Annotated in this window: 17 protein-coding genes, 1 tRNA gene and 1 pseudogene; 13 read left to right on the top strand and 6 right to left on the bottom strand. The window is 59.0% G+C overall.

The features are described from left to right. Positions 1–71: 71 nt before the first annotated feature. Both U9R61_RS17620 and U9R61_RS17615 read right to left on the bottom strand, forming a co-directional pair. The gene (locus tag U9R61_RS17620; RefSeq protein ID WP_322490121.1) at positions 72–461 is read right to left on the bottom strand and encodes a hypothetical protein; all 390 of its coding nucleotides are present in this window, start codon (positions 459–461) and stop codon (positions 72–74) included. 112 nt (positions 462–573) lie between these two features. Then, entirely contained in the window at positions 574–2,484 is a 1,911-nt protein-coding gene (locus U9R61_RS17615) for a VanW family protein (RefSeq protein ID WP_322490120.1), read from the bottom strand. Positions 2,485–2,584: 100 nt separating this feature from the next. Here U9R61_RS17615 and U9R61_RS17610 point away from each other — a divergent pair. Then, a tRNA-Lys gene (locus tag U9R61_RS17610) sits at positions 2,585–2,660 on the top strand. Between the two features lie 35 nt (positions 2,661–2,695). Here U9R61_RS17610 and U9R61_RS17605 read toward each other — a convergent pair. Beyond that, complete coding sequence (locus U9R61_RS17605) at positions 2,696–4,177, bottom strand: DUF333 domain-containing protein (protein WP_322490119.1); 1,482 nt, start codon at positions 4,175–4,177, stop codon at positions 2,696–2,698. Positions 4,178–4,564: 387 nt separating this feature from the next. On the opposite strand from U9R61_RS17605, the gene U9R61_RS17600 reads away from it, so the two are divergent. The 10 genes and pseudogenes from U9R61_RS17600 to U9R61_RS17555 all read left to right on the top strand — a co-directional run bounded on the left by U9R61_RS17600 (position 4,565) and on the right by U9R61_RS17555 (position 15,176). Beyond that, complete coding sequence (locus tag U9R61_RS17600; RefSeq protein WP_322490118.1) at positions 4,565–6,811, top strand: hypothetical protein; 2,247 nt, start codon at positions 4,565–4,567, stop codon at positions 6,809–6,811. Positions 6,812–6,880: 69 nt separating this feature from the next. Beyond that, positions 6,881–8,122 carry a class I SAM-dependent RNA methyltransferase gene (locus U9R61_RS17595; protein ID WP_322490117.1) on the top strand — a complete coding sequence of 414 codons (1,242 nt, stop codon included), beginning with the start codon at positions 6,881–6,883 and terminating at the stop codon, positions 8,120–8,122. 383 nt (positions 8,123–8,505) lie between these two features. Then, positions 8,506–9,024 carry a Rab family GTPase gene (locus tag U9R61_RS17590; RefSeq protein ID WP_322490116.1) on the top strand — a complete coding sequence of 173 codons (519 nt, stop codon included), beginning with the start codon at positions 8,506–8,508 and terminating at the stop codon, positions 9,022–9,024. Further along, the gene (locus U9R61_RS17585) at positions 9,021–9,725 is read left to right on the top strand and encodes a hypothetical protein (RefSeq protein ID WP_322490115.1); all 705 of its coding nucleotides are present in this window, start codon (positions 9,021–9,023) and stop codon (positions 9,723–9,725) included. The genes U9R61_RS17590 and U9R61_RS17585 overlap by 4 nt, the downstream gene beginning before the upstream one ends. Before the next feature lie 9 nt (positions 9,726–9,734). Next, positions 9,735–11,099: an SH3 domain-containing protein gene (locus U9R61_RS17580; protein WP_322490114.1), complete on the top strand. Its 1,365-nt coding sequence runs from the start codon at positions 9,735–9,737 to the stop codon at positions 11,097–11,099. A gap of 148 nt (positions 11,100–11,247) precedes the next feature. Then, the gene (locus U9R61_RS17575; protein WP_322490113.1) at positions 11,248–12,873 is read left to right on the top strand and encodes a hybrid sensor histidine kinase/response regulator; all 1,626 of its coding nucleotides are present in this window, start codon (positions 11,248–11,250) and stop codon (positions 12,871–12,873) included. A 293-nt stretch (positions 12,874–13,166) separates the two neighbouring features. Beyond that, positions 13,167–13,856, top strand: coding sequence for a Crp/Fnr family transcriptional regulator (locus U9R61_RS17570; RefSeq protein ID WP_322490112.1), 690 nt, complete (start codon positions 13,167–13,169; stop codon positions 13,854–13,856). Between the two features lie 121 nt (positions 13,857–13,977). Then, positions 13,978–14,424, top strand: coding sequence for a hypothetical protein (locus U9R61_RS17565; RefSeq protein ID WP_322490111.1), 447 nt, complete (start codon positions 13,978–13,980; stop codon positions 14,422–14,424). Positions 14,425–14,451: 27 nt separating this feature from the next. Beyond that, a pseudogene (locus tag U9R61_RS17560) lies at positions 14,452–14,961 on the top strand (class I SAM-dependent methyltransferase). Continuing rightward, positions 14,868–15,176: a hypothetical protein gene (locus tag U9R61_RS17555; RefSeq protein ID WP_322490191.1), complete on the top strand. Its 309-nt coding sequence runs from the start codon at positions 14,868–14,870 to the stop codon at positions 15,174–15,176. Before U9R61_RS17560 ends, U9R61_RS17555 begins: the two are co-directional and overlap by 94 nt. 7 nt (positions 15,177–15,183) lie before the next feature. Here U9R61_RS17555 and U9R61_RS17550 read toward each other — a convergent pair whose 3' ends face one another. The 3 genes from U9R61_RS17550 to U9R61_RS17540 are packed head-to-tail and all read right to left on the bottom strand — an operon-like array spanning position 15,184 to position 16,508. Then, positions 15,184–15,963 (bottom strand): tetratricopeptide repeat protein, encoded by a 780-nt coding sequence (locus U9R61_RS17550; RefSeq protein ID WP_322490190.1) that lies wholly within the window; start codon positions 15,961–15,963, stop codon positions 15,184–15,186. A gap of 49 nt (positions 15,964–16,012) precedes the next feature. Then, the gene (locus U9R61_RS17545; protein ID WP_322490110.1) at positions 16,013–16,366 is read right to left on the bottom strand and encodes a tetratricopeptide repeat protein; all 354 of its coding nucleotides are present in this window, start codon (positions 16,364–16,366) and stop codon (positions 16,013–16,015) included. Beyond that, the gene (locus U9R61_RS17540) at positions 16,275–16,508 is read right to left on the bottom strand and encodes a hypothetical protein (RefSeq protein ID WP_322490109.1); all 234 of its coding nucleotides are present in this window, start codon (positions 16,506–16,508) and stop codon (positions 16,275–16,277) included. The genes U9R61_RS17545 and U9R61_RS17540 overlap by 92 nt, the downstream gene beginning before the upstream one ends. Before the next feature lie 115 nt (positions 16,509–16,623). Here U9R61_RS17540 and dapB point away from each other — a divergent pair, with 115 nt between their 5' ends. Together dapB and U9R61_RS17530 are read left to right on the top strand one after the other, a co-directional pair. Further along, the gene (gene dapB, locus U9R61_RS17535; RefSeq protein ID WP_322490108.1) at positions 16,624–17,427 is read left to right on the top strand and encodes a 4-hydroxy-tetrahydrodipicolinate reductase; all 804 of its coding nucleotides are present in this window, start codon (positions 16,624–16,626) and stop codon (positions 17,425–17,427) included. 265 nt (positions 17,428–17,692) lie between these two features. Beyond that, on the top strand, positions 17,693–18,766 hold the full coding sequence (locus U9R61_RS17530) for a restriction endonuclease (protein ID WP_322490107.1): 1,074 nt from the start codon (positions 17,693–17,695) through the stop codon (positions 18,764–18,766). Positions 18,767–18,791: the final 25 nt, after the last annotated feature.

Here is an 18,791-nt window from a genome sequence, read left to right as displayed (position 1 = left end):
GCTACAATGACAAGGCGGCGAGAGGAATTTGAAGGTAGGGCGATGGCACAATAATCAGTCGTTGGCAGTGATTATTGCGCTAGTAACGCATTTGCGGCAATAAAGAGATGTCCGCCGGGGTGTAGCAGCCTGAGTGCAAGTTGGCCCCACTCGGTACAATAAGCAGCCAGTCGCCGGCGATCATCCTCGGTCAGTGCAGTAAATCGCGGCAACGGTGCGCGGGTATGGCCGTCAAACGATGGTGGGATGCGCCAAACCCCTTCCTGACCGCGTTCCCGTTTAGCCAATTGATCCGGATCAAATTCGCGTACGCCATAAGGTGGATCGGTCACAATTGCATGGACGCTTTCGGCAGGTGCGGCGCGCATCCACGTGAAGCAATCGGCATGGGAGACAACTGCGTCGCCAATGCGAACATACTTACGGTCTTGAACGGGTGCGTATGCGTGTGGATCGATCATCGACGGCCTCGTTAGAGCACTCTACCTAATTATTAACATGGAGAACATTTGTTTGTCAATAAGACGTATCACTTGTACCACACCCCTCAGCCGGCTAGTGAGCACTTCCACCTCACCCTGTCCCGCGGACGAAGATATTCGGCCATGGCCGGAAGCGGGTGAAAAAGAGTTCGCGCCGTTCTTGACCGTTGGCGCCGGTGATGATGCGGTAGATCGAGATGTCACGCCCGTTGCGGGCAACGTCGGTTTGACGCAGGGTGCCACGCGGCAAGGTGGGGTCATCGACGTAGACCGGCTGGCTCGGCGCGCGCACTTCGTTGGCGATGATTGGCCCTTCGATGCGCACATCACGGTTGGGGCGGGTACCGTACAGTTGCACCACCAACACGTGCGCTTGTTCGTCAATGCTGGTTTGCATCAACAGCCAGCGCCCAGTGTCGTTGACGAACTTCAGGTCTTGCACGCCGGTGAAGATGGCGGCGTCTAGCCCTTGACCGTCACCGTTGGGGCCAAGGCCAAACCGGTCGTACCAACTGATGTAAAACGAGTGGGCATGCCGTTCGGTAATGGGCAGGCCGGCCCAGAAGGCAGCGCGGAAGACGGTGGTGCTGACTTGGCAGACGCCGCCGCCCCATTCGAGCTGGGTGCGGTTGCCAATGATGGCATAGCCCTCAACGAAGCCATTTTCGGCGTTGACCTCGCCGAGTTGGCGGTTGAACGAAAACTCTTCGCCGGGAGCGATGAGGACGCCGTTCATACGGGCGGCTCCGGCGCGAATGTTGGTGATGCGGTATGGCGCCGAACCAACGAAGCTGCTGCGCCCTTCGGCAACCAATTCGACGATGCCGAGACTATCGAGGGTGGCAGCCGTGATCTGCGGCTCGATCCGGTCAACCGGCAACGCGAGGGTGCGGGTGATCGGGTCGGGTTGCATCAGCAGCTCAGCGATAGCGGTGACGGCCTCGGCCTGCCGCAAGCGCCGGCCCGGCTGGCCCTCGGCGACAATCCGCACCCGGCCATCGCTGAAGCGCAGGCGCGGTTCGGCGGTACCAGTATCAATGCTCTGCGCCAGACCCTCGACAGCGCGCGTGAGCCGCTCGGTATCGGGTTGAATAACTAACTGACCATCAACCGGCTTCACCTGCAACAGTTCGGCCAACCGTTCAGGCGGCCACACGATCCGCTGATCCTCGCCAACCAGTTCGATCGGGCTGCGCAGCAACTGTACCGCCATCTGTTGGGCCACCACCAGATCGGTATCGTCGATCAGCGGCGCGAGCTGGCGGGTGCGCACCAGCACCGTCTGCGGGCGGAGTTGTTGCACGGCCAGCAACACATCGTTAGCCGTGGCATCGACTAACAATTGCGTACCGGGGTGGCTGGGTTGGCCGATCACGCGCGCATCGGCCAAACTGAGCACCGCGTCAGCCGGCAGTTGCTCAATCTGGGGCGCAATGCCGAGCAGGTACCGCTGCGTTTGGCCGAGATCAACCGCCAATCGTGGCCTGAGGTCGATTCCCTCGCGCCAGAGCAGCCACAGATCGCGGGCGCGGGTCAAGGGATCGCCGCTGCGGCCCAAAGCGAAGGCGTCGTTCACCAGCCGTTCGACATCGAACGCTATCCCTAACTCCGGCAACGTTGGCTGCCAGACTCGATCGCGGAAGGTGAGTGTGACCGGTTGCTGTTCAAAGGCGCGGTAGCGCTGGCGCAGTTCGATGATCAGATCGGCGCGGCTGCGCCCGCCGATCGGCTCGCCGTTGAGCGAAACGCCGGGCACGATCGTATTGGGATAGACCAGATCAACCGCATAGACAGCGCCCACCGGCGCAGCTACGACTAAGAGCAACACAAATGCTAGCCACACCCATACCGGTGCACGCCGGCGGCGCCGGCGCAGGGGCCGGCGCGTCCGTGGCCGGCGCGGCTCATCGGGAGGCAGCTCATCACCGGGAAGCGGCTCGCGTTGCGCCGCCCGCCGGCGGTAGATAGGGCCGTATTCTTGATAGTAGCGATTACTCGGCATAGCAATGCAGCGAACCTGTCATAGACACCTCTCGCATTGTACAAAACCTCGCCGGTTACGACAAGTTGACAAGTTGAACGGGTTGTTGTATATTTTCAGCGGGCCTCTAGCTCAATTGGCAGAGCAGTTGACTCTTAATCAATCGGTTGTGGGTTCGAGTCCCACGGGGCCCACCATTACACCACCGGCGCAAGCGCCGGTGGTGTTTGCTTTAGCGCGCTGCCCACCACGCTGCGGTTTCAGCAAAGAGACGATCGGCGGGGGCCAATGCCGCTGCCCGCTTCAGATCATCACCGATCGCCGGGTCAGCCGGATCGGCCAAAAACCTGCCCCAAGCTTGGATGAAATAGATCGCGGCCCAGTCAGGCGACACCGCCAACGCCCGTTCCGTTTCGCTGCGCAGATACGTGCTCAGTTCTAACTGCCAGCCATCAGCCACCGTACCGGTGATCAACGGCGATGCAAGATTGAAAATATCGCTTGGCGCATAGCTGCGCATCAGATCAACCGCACCGGCATAATCGCCATAGAAGACATGGTTGATCAACGGATAGGCGCTGGTTGCCATTGCGTCGCGCTGCGCATCGTAGATCAACTGGATCAGGCGCTGGTTCCAGCGCAGCGAGCCGGCTGCGGTTGGCAGATCGGCTGCGCCAGCCTGCGCCACTGCTGCGTTAATCGCAGCCAACGCCTCTGCCCACAGACCGGCTTGGGCACACGCGACCGCCTGCTGGTTGAGATCAGCAAACGGTGCATTCTGATCGGTAGTGAGGTCGCTAATCGCTAGCGCAACCAGCTTGTCGTTTTGCCATGTGTAGACCTGATAAAAGGGGTAATGCACGCCACAGGCATAGCAAAAGACGTAGGGATCGGAGCGATCCAGCACCACTTCATTCACACCATCGCCGTTCAAGTCTTCGATCCGGCCCACGCCGGGGCTCGGCGAAGAGGCGACCAATGCGAGCTGCAACGCTTGACCGACGAAGCGAAACAGATAATAACCACCGCTATGCGCCCCCATCCCGCCCTCGATCTGAATCCACATCTCGCCGGGGACAATCGTGACCTGCTGCACATCGCCGAGATAATCGATTTCGGCATCGGGATTGGCGAGCGTCGCGCGGTCGAGTTCGCGCCAGCTTTCGCCGGACTCCTCGGAGAGCGCGATCACATGCGGGACGAGCGGGTTCAGGTCAAAATTACGCATCCCGCTGCTGTATATCACCCACAGGCGGCGACCATCGGTGGTGCGCAACGGCTGCGCCGCGAACTGTGCAAAAGCGTTCGCCGGCAATGATGCCCGCATCGCCGCAAACACCTCGCGCAGCGGATCGGCGGCGGCTTCGGTAGGAGCGGCCTGCGGCAGATCATACCGCTCGCCGGGCCGGCACTCACTACGGAAGAAGGCCCACTCTTCGCACACGGTTTCATCGCTAAACCGGCACACCCCAATCTGGCCGCCCTCGGTAGATTGAATCTCAAGCTGGCCACCCTGCTCAATACAGTAGGTTGAGGCAGGATTCGCGAGACCGGCGACCGGAGTAGCAGTAGGCGGACGGAGCGGCGACGGTTGCACAGCCGTGGCGGCTGGGGTAGGTGATACAGTGGCAGGTTGGGTGCATCCGGCGATAAACACACTCAGCGCGATCACGAGGCTGAAGAGGGCCCGTTTCAGAAGCGATGATGAACGCATACAACACCTTTGGATACGGTTGGTTAGAGTACGCTAGCAGCATTATAGCTGACACGTCGCTGGATAGGGGTTAACGAGCCGTGCCGGAGAAGCAATGATCACACAATCATGGCTAGATTGGAGGAACAACGTAGGGCTTGATACATTCAAAACATCAACATCTTATACATAAAATTTAACCACAACCTCTTGATTATTTTTCTAGATAATGATATATTTTTATTGCTATTCAAATACAAAAAGGGATCACAAACTCTACAATCACACTTTACACATCCCACTCGCAACCAACCCCAAAGTCACCGGCAAGACGCTTATCAACAGTTTTCCATTCTGAACGAACCGGCCATCGTTGCCCAGTCATCATTCAGCCAAATAGGAGGGAGTATGACATGGCTGCGACCGAGGATTGCACGGCTAGCTTTGCCGCTGGCAATCGCCATCGTACTGACAGGATGTTCCGCTTCGACACCGGTCGTTGAGCAACCAACCCGCCCAGCGCCCCACGAAAACCAATCCGCCAGCGCACCTATCCACCCACCCACTGCTAGCGCAGCGACTGCGCCAACGGAACCGCCGGCAGCCAATAATGTCACCGCTGCACCCGGCGCCTATTTGATCAATCAGCGTGCGCGCAGTAAGAGTTCCTCGCCTTTTGAAGCGGTTCTTTATCGGGCTACCCTTGCCAACAACGGACTATCGCTGCGCTTTGGCGTGCAAAATATGGGTGATGAACCGCGTTATCTTGGGATGGGTCTAACGGCCAAAGAACTACGTCTCGTTGATAGCGCCGGCAACGAATATCACCCAACAGCCGTGAGCGCCAATCTAGAACAGTTCAGTCTCAAGGATGGCTATTTGCCCGGACAAGCCAACGTAGGTGAAGTGACCTTTCCCATTCCAACTGCGGGTGGGCCGTTTACCCTGCAAGCACCGGCATTTGAGCCCATCACCTTTATGCTCGATCGGTTGGCATCTGCGGCGGAGCTCACCGTACCCAATGGCGAATACCCGCTCGACGTGGCGTTGTACAGCAGCCACGCGGCGCTTGTTCCGCTGCGCTTGCAGATCGAGCGGATTACGGTCACCAGTGAGGAGATCGTGTTTGCCGTTGCGTTCGCCAATACTGGCCGGCGGCCACTAGGGATCAGCAGCGATCTGAATGGTAATGACAGCCGGATGTTGGACGCCGAGGGGGTCGTCTATAAACCGTTGCGAATGAGCGATTCGTTGCGCGACGGCATCACCCCCGCCGGCGGTCTCATGCCGGGGCAACGCTATCGCGGCGAAATCGCGTTCGCGCGACCGCAACCGATCGAGCAGATCCGCTTCTTTTTTCCACGCTATACCACGGCCACGCTCACCTTCAACGAACGCGGCTTGGCGAGCACCGCCGTCACCTCGGCCACCGGCGGCGCGCCGCCGCCAATGGCAACGCCAACCGTTGAGGAACAGGCGCTGCAAACGTTGGAAAAGCTGTTAAACCGGCAGGCGCAGGCGGTGATGGCGGGAGATCTGGCCGGCTACCTGAACACCTTCGCGAGCGATGTGCAACCAGCGCAAGCAGCCATCTTCGAGCGGAGCCGGCAACTGCCGCTGGCCGATTACCGGTTGGCGCTAGCGCCGAATACCTTTTTTGTGGAATCGGAATGGGAACGCGGCGAGAAGCCGCTGGTAACGGTCAACATTTCATACCGCTGGCGCGGGTTGCCGGCGGAAAATGTCTTCCAGCATACCCTCACCTACTGGTTCAGCCGGCAAGATGACCGCTGGGTGGTGAGCAGATACGCAGTTGACCGTCCAGCGCCCTTCTGGTGGCTTGATGACGTACAGGTCGCTGAGAGCGAACACTTCCTGATCTTCTACCGGCCAGCCGCCGCCGATCTCGCCAATACCGTCGCCGCCGAATGCGCACAGGTCTACGCCGAATTGCAAGCTGCCGGACTCAGGCTTGACTCACGGTTTGCCGTCTACGTCATGGTTGATCCGGATGATTTTCGTGAGCAAACCGGGCAAGGCGCACGCACACTGGGGTTAGCCATCTGGAACTACTTCCTGCTGGATGAGAGGGTGCAAACGCAGGGTTGGGCCTTCTATCTTAACGGGGACAGCCTCACTGAACGCGATGCCGTTGATAACCCCTTTGGCCGGAAAGCCACCATTAAGCACGAAATGGTTCATCTGGCGCTCGCCCGCGAGACGATGCCGTTTACTCCGGCTTGGCTCATCGAAGGCACAGCTATGTACTTCGCCGGCCAATACCGGCCTGAGCTACGCCAATACCTCATCAGGGAAGGCGAGCCCGATCAGATCAGCCTTGCGCAACTAACGGCTGCCGATCAACTCGGTCAATTCGACTTTATCGGTGGTAGCGCCGGCCCCGAATATCTCTTTTCCGCCGCAGTCGTCCAATATTTAATCGACACCTACGGCAGTGAGCGATTCTGGGACTTTTATCGCTCATTTACCCACGTCCCAGCCGAACGGCTGCGGCAAGCGCTGCCGCTCTTCTCGGTTATGGGTAGCGGGTTAGGCGCTTTCCGCAGCGAAATCGTCCCAGAAATGCTCAACGCAGTGTACGGACTGAATCTGGCTGAACTAGAAGCAGCGGTGAAAGCCGGCCTGCAACAGTAACACCGCATCGGCTATAATACCCGCGCGCCTCAGCCGGCACCGAGCTGGCGGTATTCGCGGCGGGCAGGTATGAATGAAGTTATCGAACTCGACATTGACAGCATCGCGCAAGGCGGCGACGGTGTTGGCCGGCTCGGCGAGCTGGTGGTGTTTGTCAGCGGAGCGTTACCGGGAGAGCGGGTGCGCGCGCTGGTGCGCGAGCGCCATCCGCGCTTTCTGCGCGCAACGGTAAGCGAGGTGTTGCACGCTGCACCGGATCGGTTGGCGCCGCTGATCAGCCCCGGCGATCACGTGCCATGGCAACACATTGCGTATCCAGCCCAAGTGCGCTATAAAGCGGCCATTGTCGCCGAACAGATCAGTAAATTTCTGCCCGGCGTTGCTGTGCCGATCCAGCCGGTGATTGCAGCGCCGCAGCCGTGGGGTTATCGCAACAGCGCCCGCCTGCACGCCGCTGGCGCAGCGTTAGGCTACCACGCCGCCGGCGCCAAGACGGTGGTTGATCGGGCCGATGATCCGCTCTTATTGCCGGCCCTGCGCGCGACGCTGGCCGGGTTGCGCCAACTGCCCTTTGCCGGCCTCATCAATGAGGTACTCTTACGGGCTAGCGCGACGTATGGCTACGCCACCGCGCGGATTGATCCCGCCCCCGGCGCTGATCGCACCGCGTTGGCCCGGTTGGCCGCAGCGTGGATGGCCGTCACGCCGGTGTTAGCCGGTGTCACGCTTGGCGACGAACCGCTGGCGGGGGCTGATGCAATCTATGATGAACTAAGCGGGGTGGTCTTCCGGCTCAGCCTCAGCAGCTTCTTTCAGGTCAATCATGCACAGGCCGAGCGCATGGTCGAGGTGGTGCGCGCGGCGTTAGCGCCGCACGGCGGACGCTTGCTCGACGCCTACAGTGGCGTGGGGAGTTTTGCCTTGCCGTTAGCAGATGACTACGACGAAGTTGTGGCAGTTGAAGCTTACGAACTAGCAGTAGAGGATGGCCGTCAGAGCGCCACCGCTAATCAGATAACAAATGTGCAATGTATTGCCGGTGCTGCCGAGCGAGTGGTAGGACACCTGCCCGGCCCATTTCAAGCCGCGATCCTCGACCCGCCGCGGCGCGGGTGTCATCCAGCCCTGATTGAGGCGGTGATTGCCCATGCCCCGGAACGGATCGTCTACATTTCGTGCCATCCCGGCCTGATCGGGCGCGATCTGGCCCCATTAGTGACTACTGGTTATCATCTCATTCTGGTGCAGCCGATCGATCTCTTCCCGCAAACCCCGCATATCGAGACGATCATTGTGCTTCATCGCGCATAATCCACGAAGACTAGTAGAATGTATTACCAAGACATGGTGTTTTCATAAGATTGCGATATACTACAAGATTTTCATCTAAGACATCCAAACCATTTTAGCAGTCTTTCATTACAAAACCGTCTTATCAACAATAGATGTATAGTTAATTTCTTAGTAAAGCAACCGCTTTTTAACGAAATACAGACTGTGTCAAGTTGCAAATATGCAAACATTCCTGCATTCAAATCACCAAGAGATATTATCCTCACCATCAAAACCACGTCACCCGCAATAAGGGAGCAGCGCGCGCAATTGCTACAATACGGCAAGAGAGTCATGATATACTACAGTCATGCTTTCTAGGCGGAAATCGATTAGTACCGTCTACACCAACAGCAAACACCGTGAATCGACTCGTTGCGAAAATCTGTTTATTAGGCGAGTTCTCCGTTGGCAAGACGAGCCTGATACGCCGCTTTGTCGAAGGCATTTTCGATGAGCGGTACCTGAGCACATTGGGCGTGAAGATCAGCCGTCACACGCTACAGGTCGAACAGCTTGAGATGGATCTGATCATTTGGGACACCACCGGCGGCGAGCGGTTCGATCAAATCGTGCAGAACTATTATCGCGGCTCAGCCGGAGCGCTGCTCGTCTGTGATTTGACCCGCCCTGACACGTTACCAGTATTGAGTGAATATGCCGCCACATTTCACCGCGCCAGCCCCGACACACCATTAGTCATCGCAGCCAACAAAGCCGATTTAACCGCCCAACGGCACATTGCCGGCGAAGAGATTGCCGCAGTAGCGACAACGCTCTCGTCTGAGTGGCTCTGCACCAGTGCGCGAACCGGCGAGGGAGTTCACGAGGCATTCCAAATCTTGGGGCGCCGGATTAAACAACAAAAGGGGCGAATATGATGAATGAAGCAAATGGGATTAACACACCTGAAGAGGCCGAAGAGCTCGAACGGGTTCGGCAGATTATTCTGGGCACGAGCACGCGCCAGCCGCGCCAAGCCGAAGTCGATCGGTTGCGTGATATCATCTTCGGGCCGCAGATGGAGGAATATGCGCGCGCATTTAGCGACCTGCGCCGCCAAATCGAACACCTCAACGATGATGTGCGCCAACTGCAAGACCGGCTGAGCGAGGTTGAGAAGACGATGCTGCGCCGGTTTGATGCGCTTGATGTCGAGACGCGCCGGCTGAATGACGAACTACGGCGCGAGGTCGAGCGGGCGCGGGCGCGTGAGTCGATCTTGCAGCAGGTTTCGGCGCAAGTGCGCCAGCACGAAGCGGCGTTGAACGGGTTGGGCGACGGGGTGAGCGAGCTGCGGCGGGTGCAGAGCCACCACGACCTTGAGATTCGTTCGGGCCGCGCGAACCTAGCCGAGACCCGCGATTTGCTTGAGCAGCGCACCCAAACCTTGCGCCGCGAATTGCGCAGCGCCGAAGACACGCTCCGCACCGAGCTGCGTCGCATCGCCGACCGGCTCGATAATCAGAAGACCGATCGCAAGGCGTTGGCCAGTATGTTGATCGAAATCGCAACCCGGTTGGAAACTGGCAGTCCGGTGGCTGGCTTGCTCGAAGGCCTCTCTTCGGCGAAGGATGAATAATAGGCGATTATGGCTACCGAACCGCAGACGCATCGGGAGATCGAAGAGCTGCGGCGTGTGTTGTTGAAGCCGGAAGCGCTGGTCGATAAGATCAGTCCGGTGATCGCTGACATCTTGGCCGAGCAGATCCATACGTCGAAAGACGAGATTGCCCGTGCACTGGCGCCAGCGATCGGCGAAGCCATTCGCCAGCAGGTCTACAAGGCGCGCGAAGATATTATTGACGCGCTCTATCCGGTGATTGGCGCGATGATCGCGCGCGCCGCCACTGAAGCGATTCGCGATTTAGCCGCTCAGATTGACACCCGTATCCGCACCGGCCCTATGCTGATGCTCGATCCCGGCTACTGGCAGGCGCGCGCGCAAGGTGTTTCGGCTGGCGAGTACGCACTGCGCAGCCAGCTCCCCTTTTCGGTGCAGGAAGTCTTCCTGATCCAGCGCGATTCTGGGTTGCTGATCTGCCATATTGCCGCTTCCGACACGCCGGCGAGCGACCGTGATTTAGTGAGCGGGATGCTGACGGCGATTCGCGATTTTGCCCGCGATGCACTCGGCGAGGGCGATGAACTTGGCGCGATTAGCTATGAGTCGCACCAGATTGTGATTGCTAGCGGCAGCGCCGCATACCTCGCAGCAGTGATCACCGGCGTTGAACCAAGCGGGTTTCGCGAACAGTTGCGTCAAACGCTGGTCGCGATCCACGAAGGGCGCTACGACCGGCTCCGCGCGTTTTCCGGCGATGATGATAGTTTGGTGACCGAAGCTGAGGCGATAATTTGCCAACAAATCCCCTTAGCGACTGTCCAATTGGTCAAACCCAAACCGACCAATTCCTTCGTCCAGCGCGCTATTATCGCTTTGCTGCTTTTGATTGCGCTGTCACCGATCTTTTTCTGCGGCTGGTGGGTGATCAGCGTGGAAGCGCGGATGGCGGCCTTGTTTGCGCCAACGGCCACCCCAACCGCCACCCCAACGCCAACGGCCGCCCCAACTGCTACCCCGACGCCAACGGCCACCCCAACCGCTACCCCGACACCAACGGCCATCCCAACCACCACCCCGACGCCAACGGCCACCCCAACGCCAACCATCACGCCGACGCCGACAGCTACGCCTATTCCCTACGATGGCGTAATGACGGGGAATGTCTATCTCTACAGCTTCCCTGATGAAGCTAGCGAGCGTAGCCCGATTGTCGCGCCGCGCAATGCGCCGGTGGTTGTCTTAGCCCAATCTGGCGATTGGTATCAGGTGCGCGTCGATTTGCGGATTGATCAACGTTCAGTGCAACTGATTGGATGGGTGCCATCGCAGTGGGTAGGCTTGGTGCGTCCGATTCCGCCCGCAATCGTGACACCCTTCCCGCGACCATAACTGTTGCTCTGGCTCGTGACGAGACGGCAAGCCTGCAAAATAGGCAACGATACACTACAATAATGAGCGCTGAGATCACGTTTTATCCGGTAGACTCCATACACAATGCGGTATCTGACATCTAAGCAGGAGCGGAGCGTAGACGAGTATGAATTTGACGGTTGAACAACAGGTGCTGATCGAAACTGGCAGTGCCTACCTGATTGTCGATCCAGAGTTGCGCGTTCAGGGAGCCGGCGGCCTATTAGCGCTCGTCGGTGGCGAACCACCGATCGGCGTTCACCTGATCGAGCTGCTGCCAGAACTGTTCGGCAACGAGCAGGCGCTGGCCGAGATTCTCAGCGGCGATCGCGACCGGCTGAGCCTGCCGTTGATCAACCGTCCATTGCCCGATGGTTCGGTGCTCTATCTCGATCTACTGACGGTACCGCTGATGGATGAGCGGGGCAAAATTACCGGCCTCATCCAGATCATTACCGATACAACCCACCGTAGCGTTTCAGAACGGCTGCTTACCCAACGTCGCAACGAATTGCAATTGCTCAAAGACCGCATCCAGCGCCAGAATGTTGAGCTGGCTCGCATCAACGCCGGCTTGCTGCGCGTCACCAAATTGAAAGACGAGTTTTTGGCCAGCATGAGCCACGAGGTGCGCACGCCGCTCACCGCAATCCTCGGTCTCGTTGACGTGCTGCGCGCGCAGTTGGTCGGCCCATTGAGCGATGAGCAAATGGGTGCGATGAATGGCATCAAGCAAGGCGGTCAGCATCTGCTGTCGTTGATTAACGATTATCTCGATATTGCCAAAATCGAGGCTGGACGGCTGGAATTAGATATCGGCCCCGTATCGGTGCAGGATGTCTGCTATTCGCTGCGTCCGATGGTGGCCGATATGGCCCGGCGGGCCAAACTCGAACTGATCTACGATCTGGATCCCTCGGTGCAAGTGATCTTGGCTGATGCGCGCCGCTTGCGCCAGATCTTGATCAATCTGCTCTCGAATGCGATCAAGTTTTCTCCTTCCGGCGGCAAAGTGGGGCTGGAGGTGCGCGGAGAGCCGGAACGAGGTGCGGTGCGTTTTACGGTTTGGGATACCGGGATTGGCATCGCCGCCGAAGATGCCGCGCGCTTGTTTGAACCGTTCCGGCAGATAGAACACGAGCGCCAACAAGAAGTGACCGGCAGCGGCCTCGGTTTGGCGCTGGTCTCGAAGCTAACACGCTTGCACGGCGGCAGCGTGAGCCTTGAAAGCGAAGTCGGCGTTGGCAGCCGGTTCAACGTGCTGCTGCCGTGGGAACCGGACGAGCAGCAGCGCTTGCTCGAATGGGTTGCCGATGAGCGCCAGAAGGAGCACGAAGCCGATGTACCGACCGATTTGCCATCCGCCTCGCCGCGCGCCGGTGATCGGCCCTTGCTGATGGTTGAAGACGACGTAGCCAGCGCATCGCTCTTTGCCCAGTACTTGACGCGCTGCGGCTACCGGGTCGTTCATGTCGAGTCGGGCGAAGAGGCGTTAGCTTACGTGCAGGGCGAACTGCCGTGTCTGGTACTGCTTGATGTGCGGATGCGCACGATGGATGGCCTCGAAGTGATGCGCCATCTCCGCGCTGACGTAGCCACCCGCAACCTCCCGATTCTGGTGTTGACGGCGTTGGCGATGCCGGGTGACCGCGAACGTTGTTTGGCCGCCGGCGCTGATGATTATCTGGCGAAGCCGGTGCGGCTCCGCCAACTGGCCGAGCGAATTGGGGCGCTGCTTGAGCAGAAAGGGTAAACCCCCTCTCGCCCGTTGGCGCGGGAGATAGGGAGTGGGGAATAGGGAATGGGGAGAATGAAGGATACTCACTACCTTCCTCATCCCCAATTTCAACCCTTTGCGTCCTTTGCGCTGAAGGTCTTTGCGCCTTTGCTCACTTTGCGTCTGAACGGTAGACCCGCCTCCCCGCTAGCGTGGGAGATAGGGTGAAGAGAGGCAGAAACGTTGTTGATCAACCAATAAGTATGTTACAATATTAGAGAATCGTGAATGACCCTGATCCACAGCTTCGCGTCTCAGCGTTAACCTGCATGCTCCAAGCACACGAACTGCGTCTCGCCAGTGAGATATTACCCTTTCTGCGCGATCCGACGGCGGTGATCGCGCGTGATTTCACGGCGCAGGCGACGCTGTTGCGCTTGCCGGCAGGAGCGACCATCTTTGCCGAAGGGGATGCGTGTAGCGCATTTGCGGTGCTGGCCGGCGGTCAGGTGCGCGTGTTTAAGATTGGCGAAACCGGGCGTGAAATCACCCTCTACCGCTTTGGCCGCGGCGAGAGCTGCATTCTCACTACCAGTTGCGTGCTCAGCCAGCGCAACTTCCCGGCAATTGCCACCATCGAGCACGATGCCACCGCTTTTGTGGTGGGGCAAACTACCTTCCGCGATTGGATCGATCGCTACAGCCCATGGCGCGACTACGTGTTTAAATTGCTCTCGCAGCGGCTGGCTACCGTGATGGCAATTGTGGAAGAGATCGCCTTCCGCCGGGTTGATGTGCGGTTAGCCGAGTTTTTGCTGCGCCACGCCCAAGGCGATCCACCGACCATCAGCGCCACCCACCAGCAGATCGCCGCCGAACTGGGCACATCGCGCGAAGTGGTGAGCCGAATTTTGGCCGACTTTAGCGACGATGGCTTGATCAACAGCGGGCGCGGCCAGATTGTGGTGCGTAACCCCGCCGGCCTGCGCCGGCGCGGTGAGCTGCGGTTAGGCGCGTGAGGGGCGTCTGCCTTATGATATGATGTGCAGCCGGTTTCCGGCTCTGAGTATGGAGTGCGGCAGTCAAACTGCCGCACTCCATACCTCCAACAAGACTGGAAAGAGCCTTTCTATCCTTTCTATGCGCCAACCGGCTATCATCACGTTTCTGGCTGCCGTCTTTTTTGGCGGCGCGATGAGCGGGTTGGTGTTGACCAGCGCGCTGACGCCTGATTCTCACCTCTTGCGCTGGTTTGACTTGGGCGCGTTGCCGCTGGTTTTCGTCACCGGGGCTTTTCGCTGGCTAGTGATTGCATTTGGTCGCGGGATCGTGCATACATTCCGCCAGCGCAAACTACCCGCCTTTGCCGGCGATCAGGCCATCCCGCCGGGAGCGACAGCCTTTGTGTTTACCTCAACCGGGATCATGGCGCTAGTTGGGGTGCTGGTCGCAATGGCGCCCAACCGGTTCGGTTTTTGGCCAACTCTCGTGCTTTGCATCGGTACGGGAGCCGGCTACGGTCTCCTTTGCCAGTATTTGGCCCATCGCGGCTATCTGCCGGTGTACGATCTGGAGTCAGAGCGCTAGCGCGGCGCACACAAGAAGAGAACGTTTATGAACCAACCACCACCGGAACCAATCGCCCAACAAGCGTATGACCTGCTGGCCGAAGCATACGCCGCCCAAGTGGCGACCAAACTGCACAACGCCTACTATGAACGTCCGGCAACCCTCTCGCTGTTGCCTGATGTGCAAGGCAAGCGCGTGCTCGATGCCGGTTGCGGGCCGGGTATCTACAGCGAACTGCTGCTCGACCGCGGCGCCGAGGTAGTGGCGCTTGACGCGAACGCCACGATGATACGGCTTGCGCAACAGCGGCTGTAAGGCCGGGCGCAGGTGTTACAGGCCGATCTTGGCCAACCGCTCACGTTTCTGCCAGACGAGTCATTTGATCTGGTCATCAACCCGCTTGTGCTTGATTATGTCGCAGACTGGGAGCAAACCTTCGCCGAATTTCACCGCATCTTGCGGTGCGGCGGCCATTTCATCTTCTCGATGAACATCCGCAGACGAAATTCGACCAGCACCGCGCCGCCAGTAACTACTTTGCAATCGAGCAGGTAGCGTACGAATGGGGTAGCTTTGGCATCACGGTGCAGATGCCCTCATACCGCCGCCCGCTCAGCGCCGTGATCAACCCGCTGATTGGGGCCAGTTTCAGGCTTGAGCACATGCTCGAACCGTTGCCCACCGCTGAATTTGCCGAAAAAGACCCCAAACACTACGCCGAACTGATGCGTGAGCCGGGATTCCTCTGCATACGCGCGGTAAAGGGGTGATGTTACGCTATCGATTTCCTCCCGCCGCCTGCCGGGCAGCGCGGGTGAAGGGATGATCCGGCCCCAGCCCGGCGATATAGATCGCAATGGCGCGCGCCATGTAATCACGCGCCGCCGCTTGATCGCCAAGCGCGGCGGACACCTGCCCTATGCGCAGCAAGCTACGGGCCGTAGAGGGATGGCGTTCGCCTAATCGCAGTTGATGGCAGCGCAACGCCTCGATCGCCAACAAACGCGCTTGCGATAGCCGCCCAGTGGTCAGATAGAGCATCCCGATATGGCTGAGGCTATTTGCTGTATCAGGGTGCAGTGCCCCAAAGATACGCCGCCTGATCTGCCATGCGGCGCGGAGACAGCGGTACGCCGCCGCGTTATCGCTCAACGACAAGCGCAGCAGACCTAGCCGGTTGAGGTCGCTTGCCACATCCCAGTGTTCAGGCCCGACCATCCGGCGGTGAATATCGAGCGCCTCGGCCAATTGGCGCTGCGCCTGTGCCGTATCACCCATATCGAGCGCCAAGATGCCGAGATTGCTGAGCACATTGGCGGTATACGGATGTTCACGGCCAACCGCGGCCTTGATCATCGCTAAAGCGGCCTCTAGCTCGACCAAGGTCTGCGCATACCGGCCCTGACAATAGTACACTCGCCCAATATAGTTGCGGGTCATCCCGATATAACTTGAAGTCGCATAGATTTCTTGTCGAATAGCCAGCACCCGGCGCAGACATTCCAGCGCCAGATCGTACTCGGCGCGCACCCGGTGGAGATAGCCCAAATTGTTGATCGCCAGCGCTGCAATGCACGGTTCGGCTGCGGTTGCGCGTCCCAGATCGCTACGGCGCGTTGGGCGTAAGGCAACGCCGCGTCAAACTCACCAACACACCAAGCAAAAAACTCAGATGGGTATACAGTTCGGCGGCTTGCGGACTCTCAGGGCCGAACACACGGCTCCGGATCGCCAGCGCCTGTTCGTAATAGCGGTGGGCAGCCGGATCATCACACATGCGCTGGGCGCCTTCACCGGCATACAACAAACTCGTTGCCGTATCGGGATGATCCGGCCCTAGCCAACGTAAGCGGATCGCCAACGCCTGCTCATGATAGTGATATGCGCGAGGATAATCGCCAATCGAGCAACAAGGCTTGGTAGTGCAAATTGGCGCTGGCCGGCAGCGAATCGGGGCCAAAGAGACGCTGGCGCAGCTCGAGCGAACGCTGATTATAGGAGAGTTCGGCATCGCATTGTTCAATCTCGCCCAAATGGCGGCTCAGCTCGAAGGCCAACGCCGCAGCCAGCGCATCACCGTACTGCAGAGCGGTCTGCGTCACCACCTACAGATGGATTTGCAGCCGCAGCAAGGCCGACACATCGCAAGCGTCGTTCTGATACAATCAAGGCTCTATCACGACGAGGACTCGCATCACACCCCATTGGAGGTCTCCCATGCCCATTCACGTCTGTTTAGCGGGCGCGACCGGTTGGGCCGGTTCGGCGCTGGCCCGCGCCATTGCCACGACCGATGATATTGTGTTGACCGCCGCAGTGGCCCGGCGCGCCGCCGGCCAGCGGTTGGGTGCGGTGTTGGGCGAGCCGCGGCTCGATTGTCTGGTCTACGCCACCGCCGCCGAGGCGCTGGCCCAGCCGTACGATGTCTTCTTTGAGTACACCAGGCCTGATACGGCCAAAGCCAATGTGCTGGCGGCGCTACGCCATGGCTGCCACGTGGTCATCGGCACGTCGGGCTTGAGCGACAACGATTACGCTGAGATTGCGGCGGCAGCGCAGGCGGCTGGGAGAGGGGTGCTGGCGGTGGGCAATTTTGCTCTCACCGCAGTGTTGTTGCAGAAGTTTGCCGAGGTTGCCGCCCGCTACATCGCGCAGTGGGAGATCATCGACTATGCTCGCGATACCAAGCCCGACGCGCCGAGCGGCACGGCCCGCGAGCTGGCCGCGCGACTAGGCCACATCCGCGCCGCTGAGCTGACGGTGCCGCTTGAGACGACGAAAGGCGTACCGGCAGCGCGCGGCGCGCGTCTCAACGGGATGCAGGTGCATTCGGTGCGCTTGCCGGGGTATACCATCGCGCTTGAAGTGGTGTTTGGCATGCCTGACCAGCGTCTGACCATTCGCCACGACGCCGGTGCCAGCGCCGAGCCTTACGTAGCCGGCGCGCTGCTGGCCATCCGCCGGGTGAGCGGGTTGGTTAGCCTGCACCGCGGGTTGGATAGCGTGTTAGAGGTGGGATAAGTGATCGTGCTGCTACGTGATATACACCCTGTCCCGGTAGTGGGGCGGGGTGTTGATGTTACCGCAAAGAAATGCAGAGGATTACGTTTGGGAAAACTGTAGTGAAGCGATCTCCTTCAAGCGCGAAAAGCAGGCCAATGTAGACTAGCAACAGCTATACGTATGGAAACCTTGGTCGTACTAATAGTGAATGCTTGAAACGGATGAAACTCTTGATTAATATGCTAAAATAGATATTAATTTCGCGTCTATAAACCTTGTAACTATGAACTTCCTCGACGCCGCGTATCACGTGTTACAAGCAGCCGGTGAACCGCTCCACTACACCGAGATTGCCCGGCGCGCGCTTGAGCGTAATTTGATTGATACCGAAGGGCAAACGCCTGAAGCGACAATGGGGGCGCGCCTCTACGTCGATACCCAGACGCCCGATTCACGGTTTCGCCGGGTAGGCCGGGGCGTGTTTGCGCTCGCCACCCCGGTGCAGCAACCAATCGCCCGCCAGATCAACGAATTGAACCAAGCGGTGCGCGCGCAATTGCGTGACCGTTTACAAACGATGCCGCCTGACCGTTTCGAGGCGCTGATCGGCGAATTGCTGATTGCCTTAGGATTTGCCGAAGACACGATCCAAGTCACCAATTATCGCAAAGACGGCGGGATCGATGTGCGCGGCGTGCTCAAGGCCGGCGCTATTGCTGAAGTCAAAGTGGCCGTGCAAGTCAAGAGGTGGAAAAACAATGTACAGGCGCCAACCGTGCAGGCGTTGCGCGGTTCGTTGGCGGTCGACGAGCAGGGGGTTATCATTACCACTAGCGACTTCGCCGCCGGCGCAAAGCGAGAAGCGCAGGCTTCAGCTAAAGCGCGGATTAGTCTGGTGAATGGAGAGCAACTGCTCGATTTGCTGATCCAGCATCAGCTCGGTGTCAAGACCGAGACGCTCACCATCTTATCGCTCGATAAGGAATGGTGGGACGATATTGCCGGCATAGAGAGCAATGGCGCCAAGCAGCCGGTGCCATCAACCACGAAACCTGTGCCGCCACCGTCGCCACCTCCGAATCCTGTACCGCCGTTGCCAATGTTACACGGCGGCAAGGTGGCCCGGATGTTAATCGAAGCGGCTGAGCGCGCTATCCGCGAGGGCCGGATTGACGCGCACACCCGGATCGAAACCGGGCACGCGCGCTATTTAGTCAATACAGAGCCAATGCATAAAAATGGCCGTGAATTCTTCAGCCCGCGCCAGCTATCAAATGGCCTGTACATCGAAACCCATGCCAGCAAAGATTACGCCAGAAGACAAGTTCAATTATTGAACAAATGGAAGGGACAGTAGGGGCAGAGCAGCGCTCTGCCCCTAC

It is taken from the genome of Chloroflexus sp., from assembly GCF_034431535.1.
Taxonomy (GTDB): Bacteria; Chloroflexota; Chloroflexia; order Chloroflexales; family Chloroflexaceae; genus Chloroflexus.
Note: the sequence above shows the minus strand (reverse complement) of the source record. Positions and strands in the feature narration are given on the sequence as shown.

What these genes read in the sequence shown, in the direction of transcription:
- U9R61_RS17620 (WP_322490121.1), bottom strand. Translation starts at nt 461, where the DNA reads ATGATCGATCCACACGCATACGCACCCGTTCAAGACCGTAAGTATGTT.
- U9R61_RS17615 (WP_322490120.1), bottom strand. Translation starts at nt 2,484, where the DNA reads ATGCCGAGTAATCGCTACTATCAAGAATACGGCCCTATCTACCGCCGG.
- U9R61_RS17605 (WP_322490119.1), bottom strand. Translation starts at nt 4,177, where the DNA reads ATGCGTTCATCATCGCTTCTGAAACGGGCCCTCTTCAGCCTCGTGATC.
- U9R61_RS17600 (WP_322490118.1), top strand. Translation starts at nt 4,565, where the DNA reads ATGACATGGCTGCGACCGAGGATTGCACGGCTAGCTTTGCCGCTGGCA.
- U9R61_RS17595 (WP_322490117.1), top strand. Translation starts at nt 6,881, where the DNA reads ATGAATGAAGTTATCGAACTCGACATTGACAGCATCGCGCAAGGCGGC.
- U9R61_RS17585 (WP_322490115.1), top strand. Translation starts at nt 9,021, where the DNA reads ATGATGAATGAAGCAAATGGGATTAACACACCTGAAGAGGCCGAAGAG.
- U9R61_RS17580 (WP_322490114.1), top strand. Translation starts at nt 9,735, where the DNA reads ATGGCTACCGAACCGCAGACGCATCGGGAGATCGAAGAGCTGCGGCGT.
- U9R61_RS17575 (WP_322490113.1), top strand. Translation starts at nt 11,248, where the DNA reads ATGAATTTGACGGTTGAACAACAGGTGCTGATCGAAACTGGCAGTGCC.
- U9R61_RS17570 (WP_322490112.1), top strand. Translation starts at nt 13,167, where the DNA reads ATGCTCCAAGCACACGAACTGCGTCTCGCCAGTGAGATATTACCCTTT.
- U9R61_RS17565 (WP_322490111.1), top strand. Translation starts at nt 13,978, where the DNA reads ATGCGCCAACCGGCTATCATCACGTTTCTGGCTGCCGTCTTTTTTGGC.
- dapB (WP_322490108.1), top strand. Translation starts at nt 16,624, where the DNA reads ATGCCCATTCACGTCTGTTTAGCGGGCGCGACCGGTTGGGCCGGTTCG.
- U9R61_RS17530 (WP_322490107.1), top strand. Translation starts at nt 17,693, where the DNA reads ATGAACTTCCTCGACGCCGCGTATCACGTGTTACAAGCAGCCGGTGAA.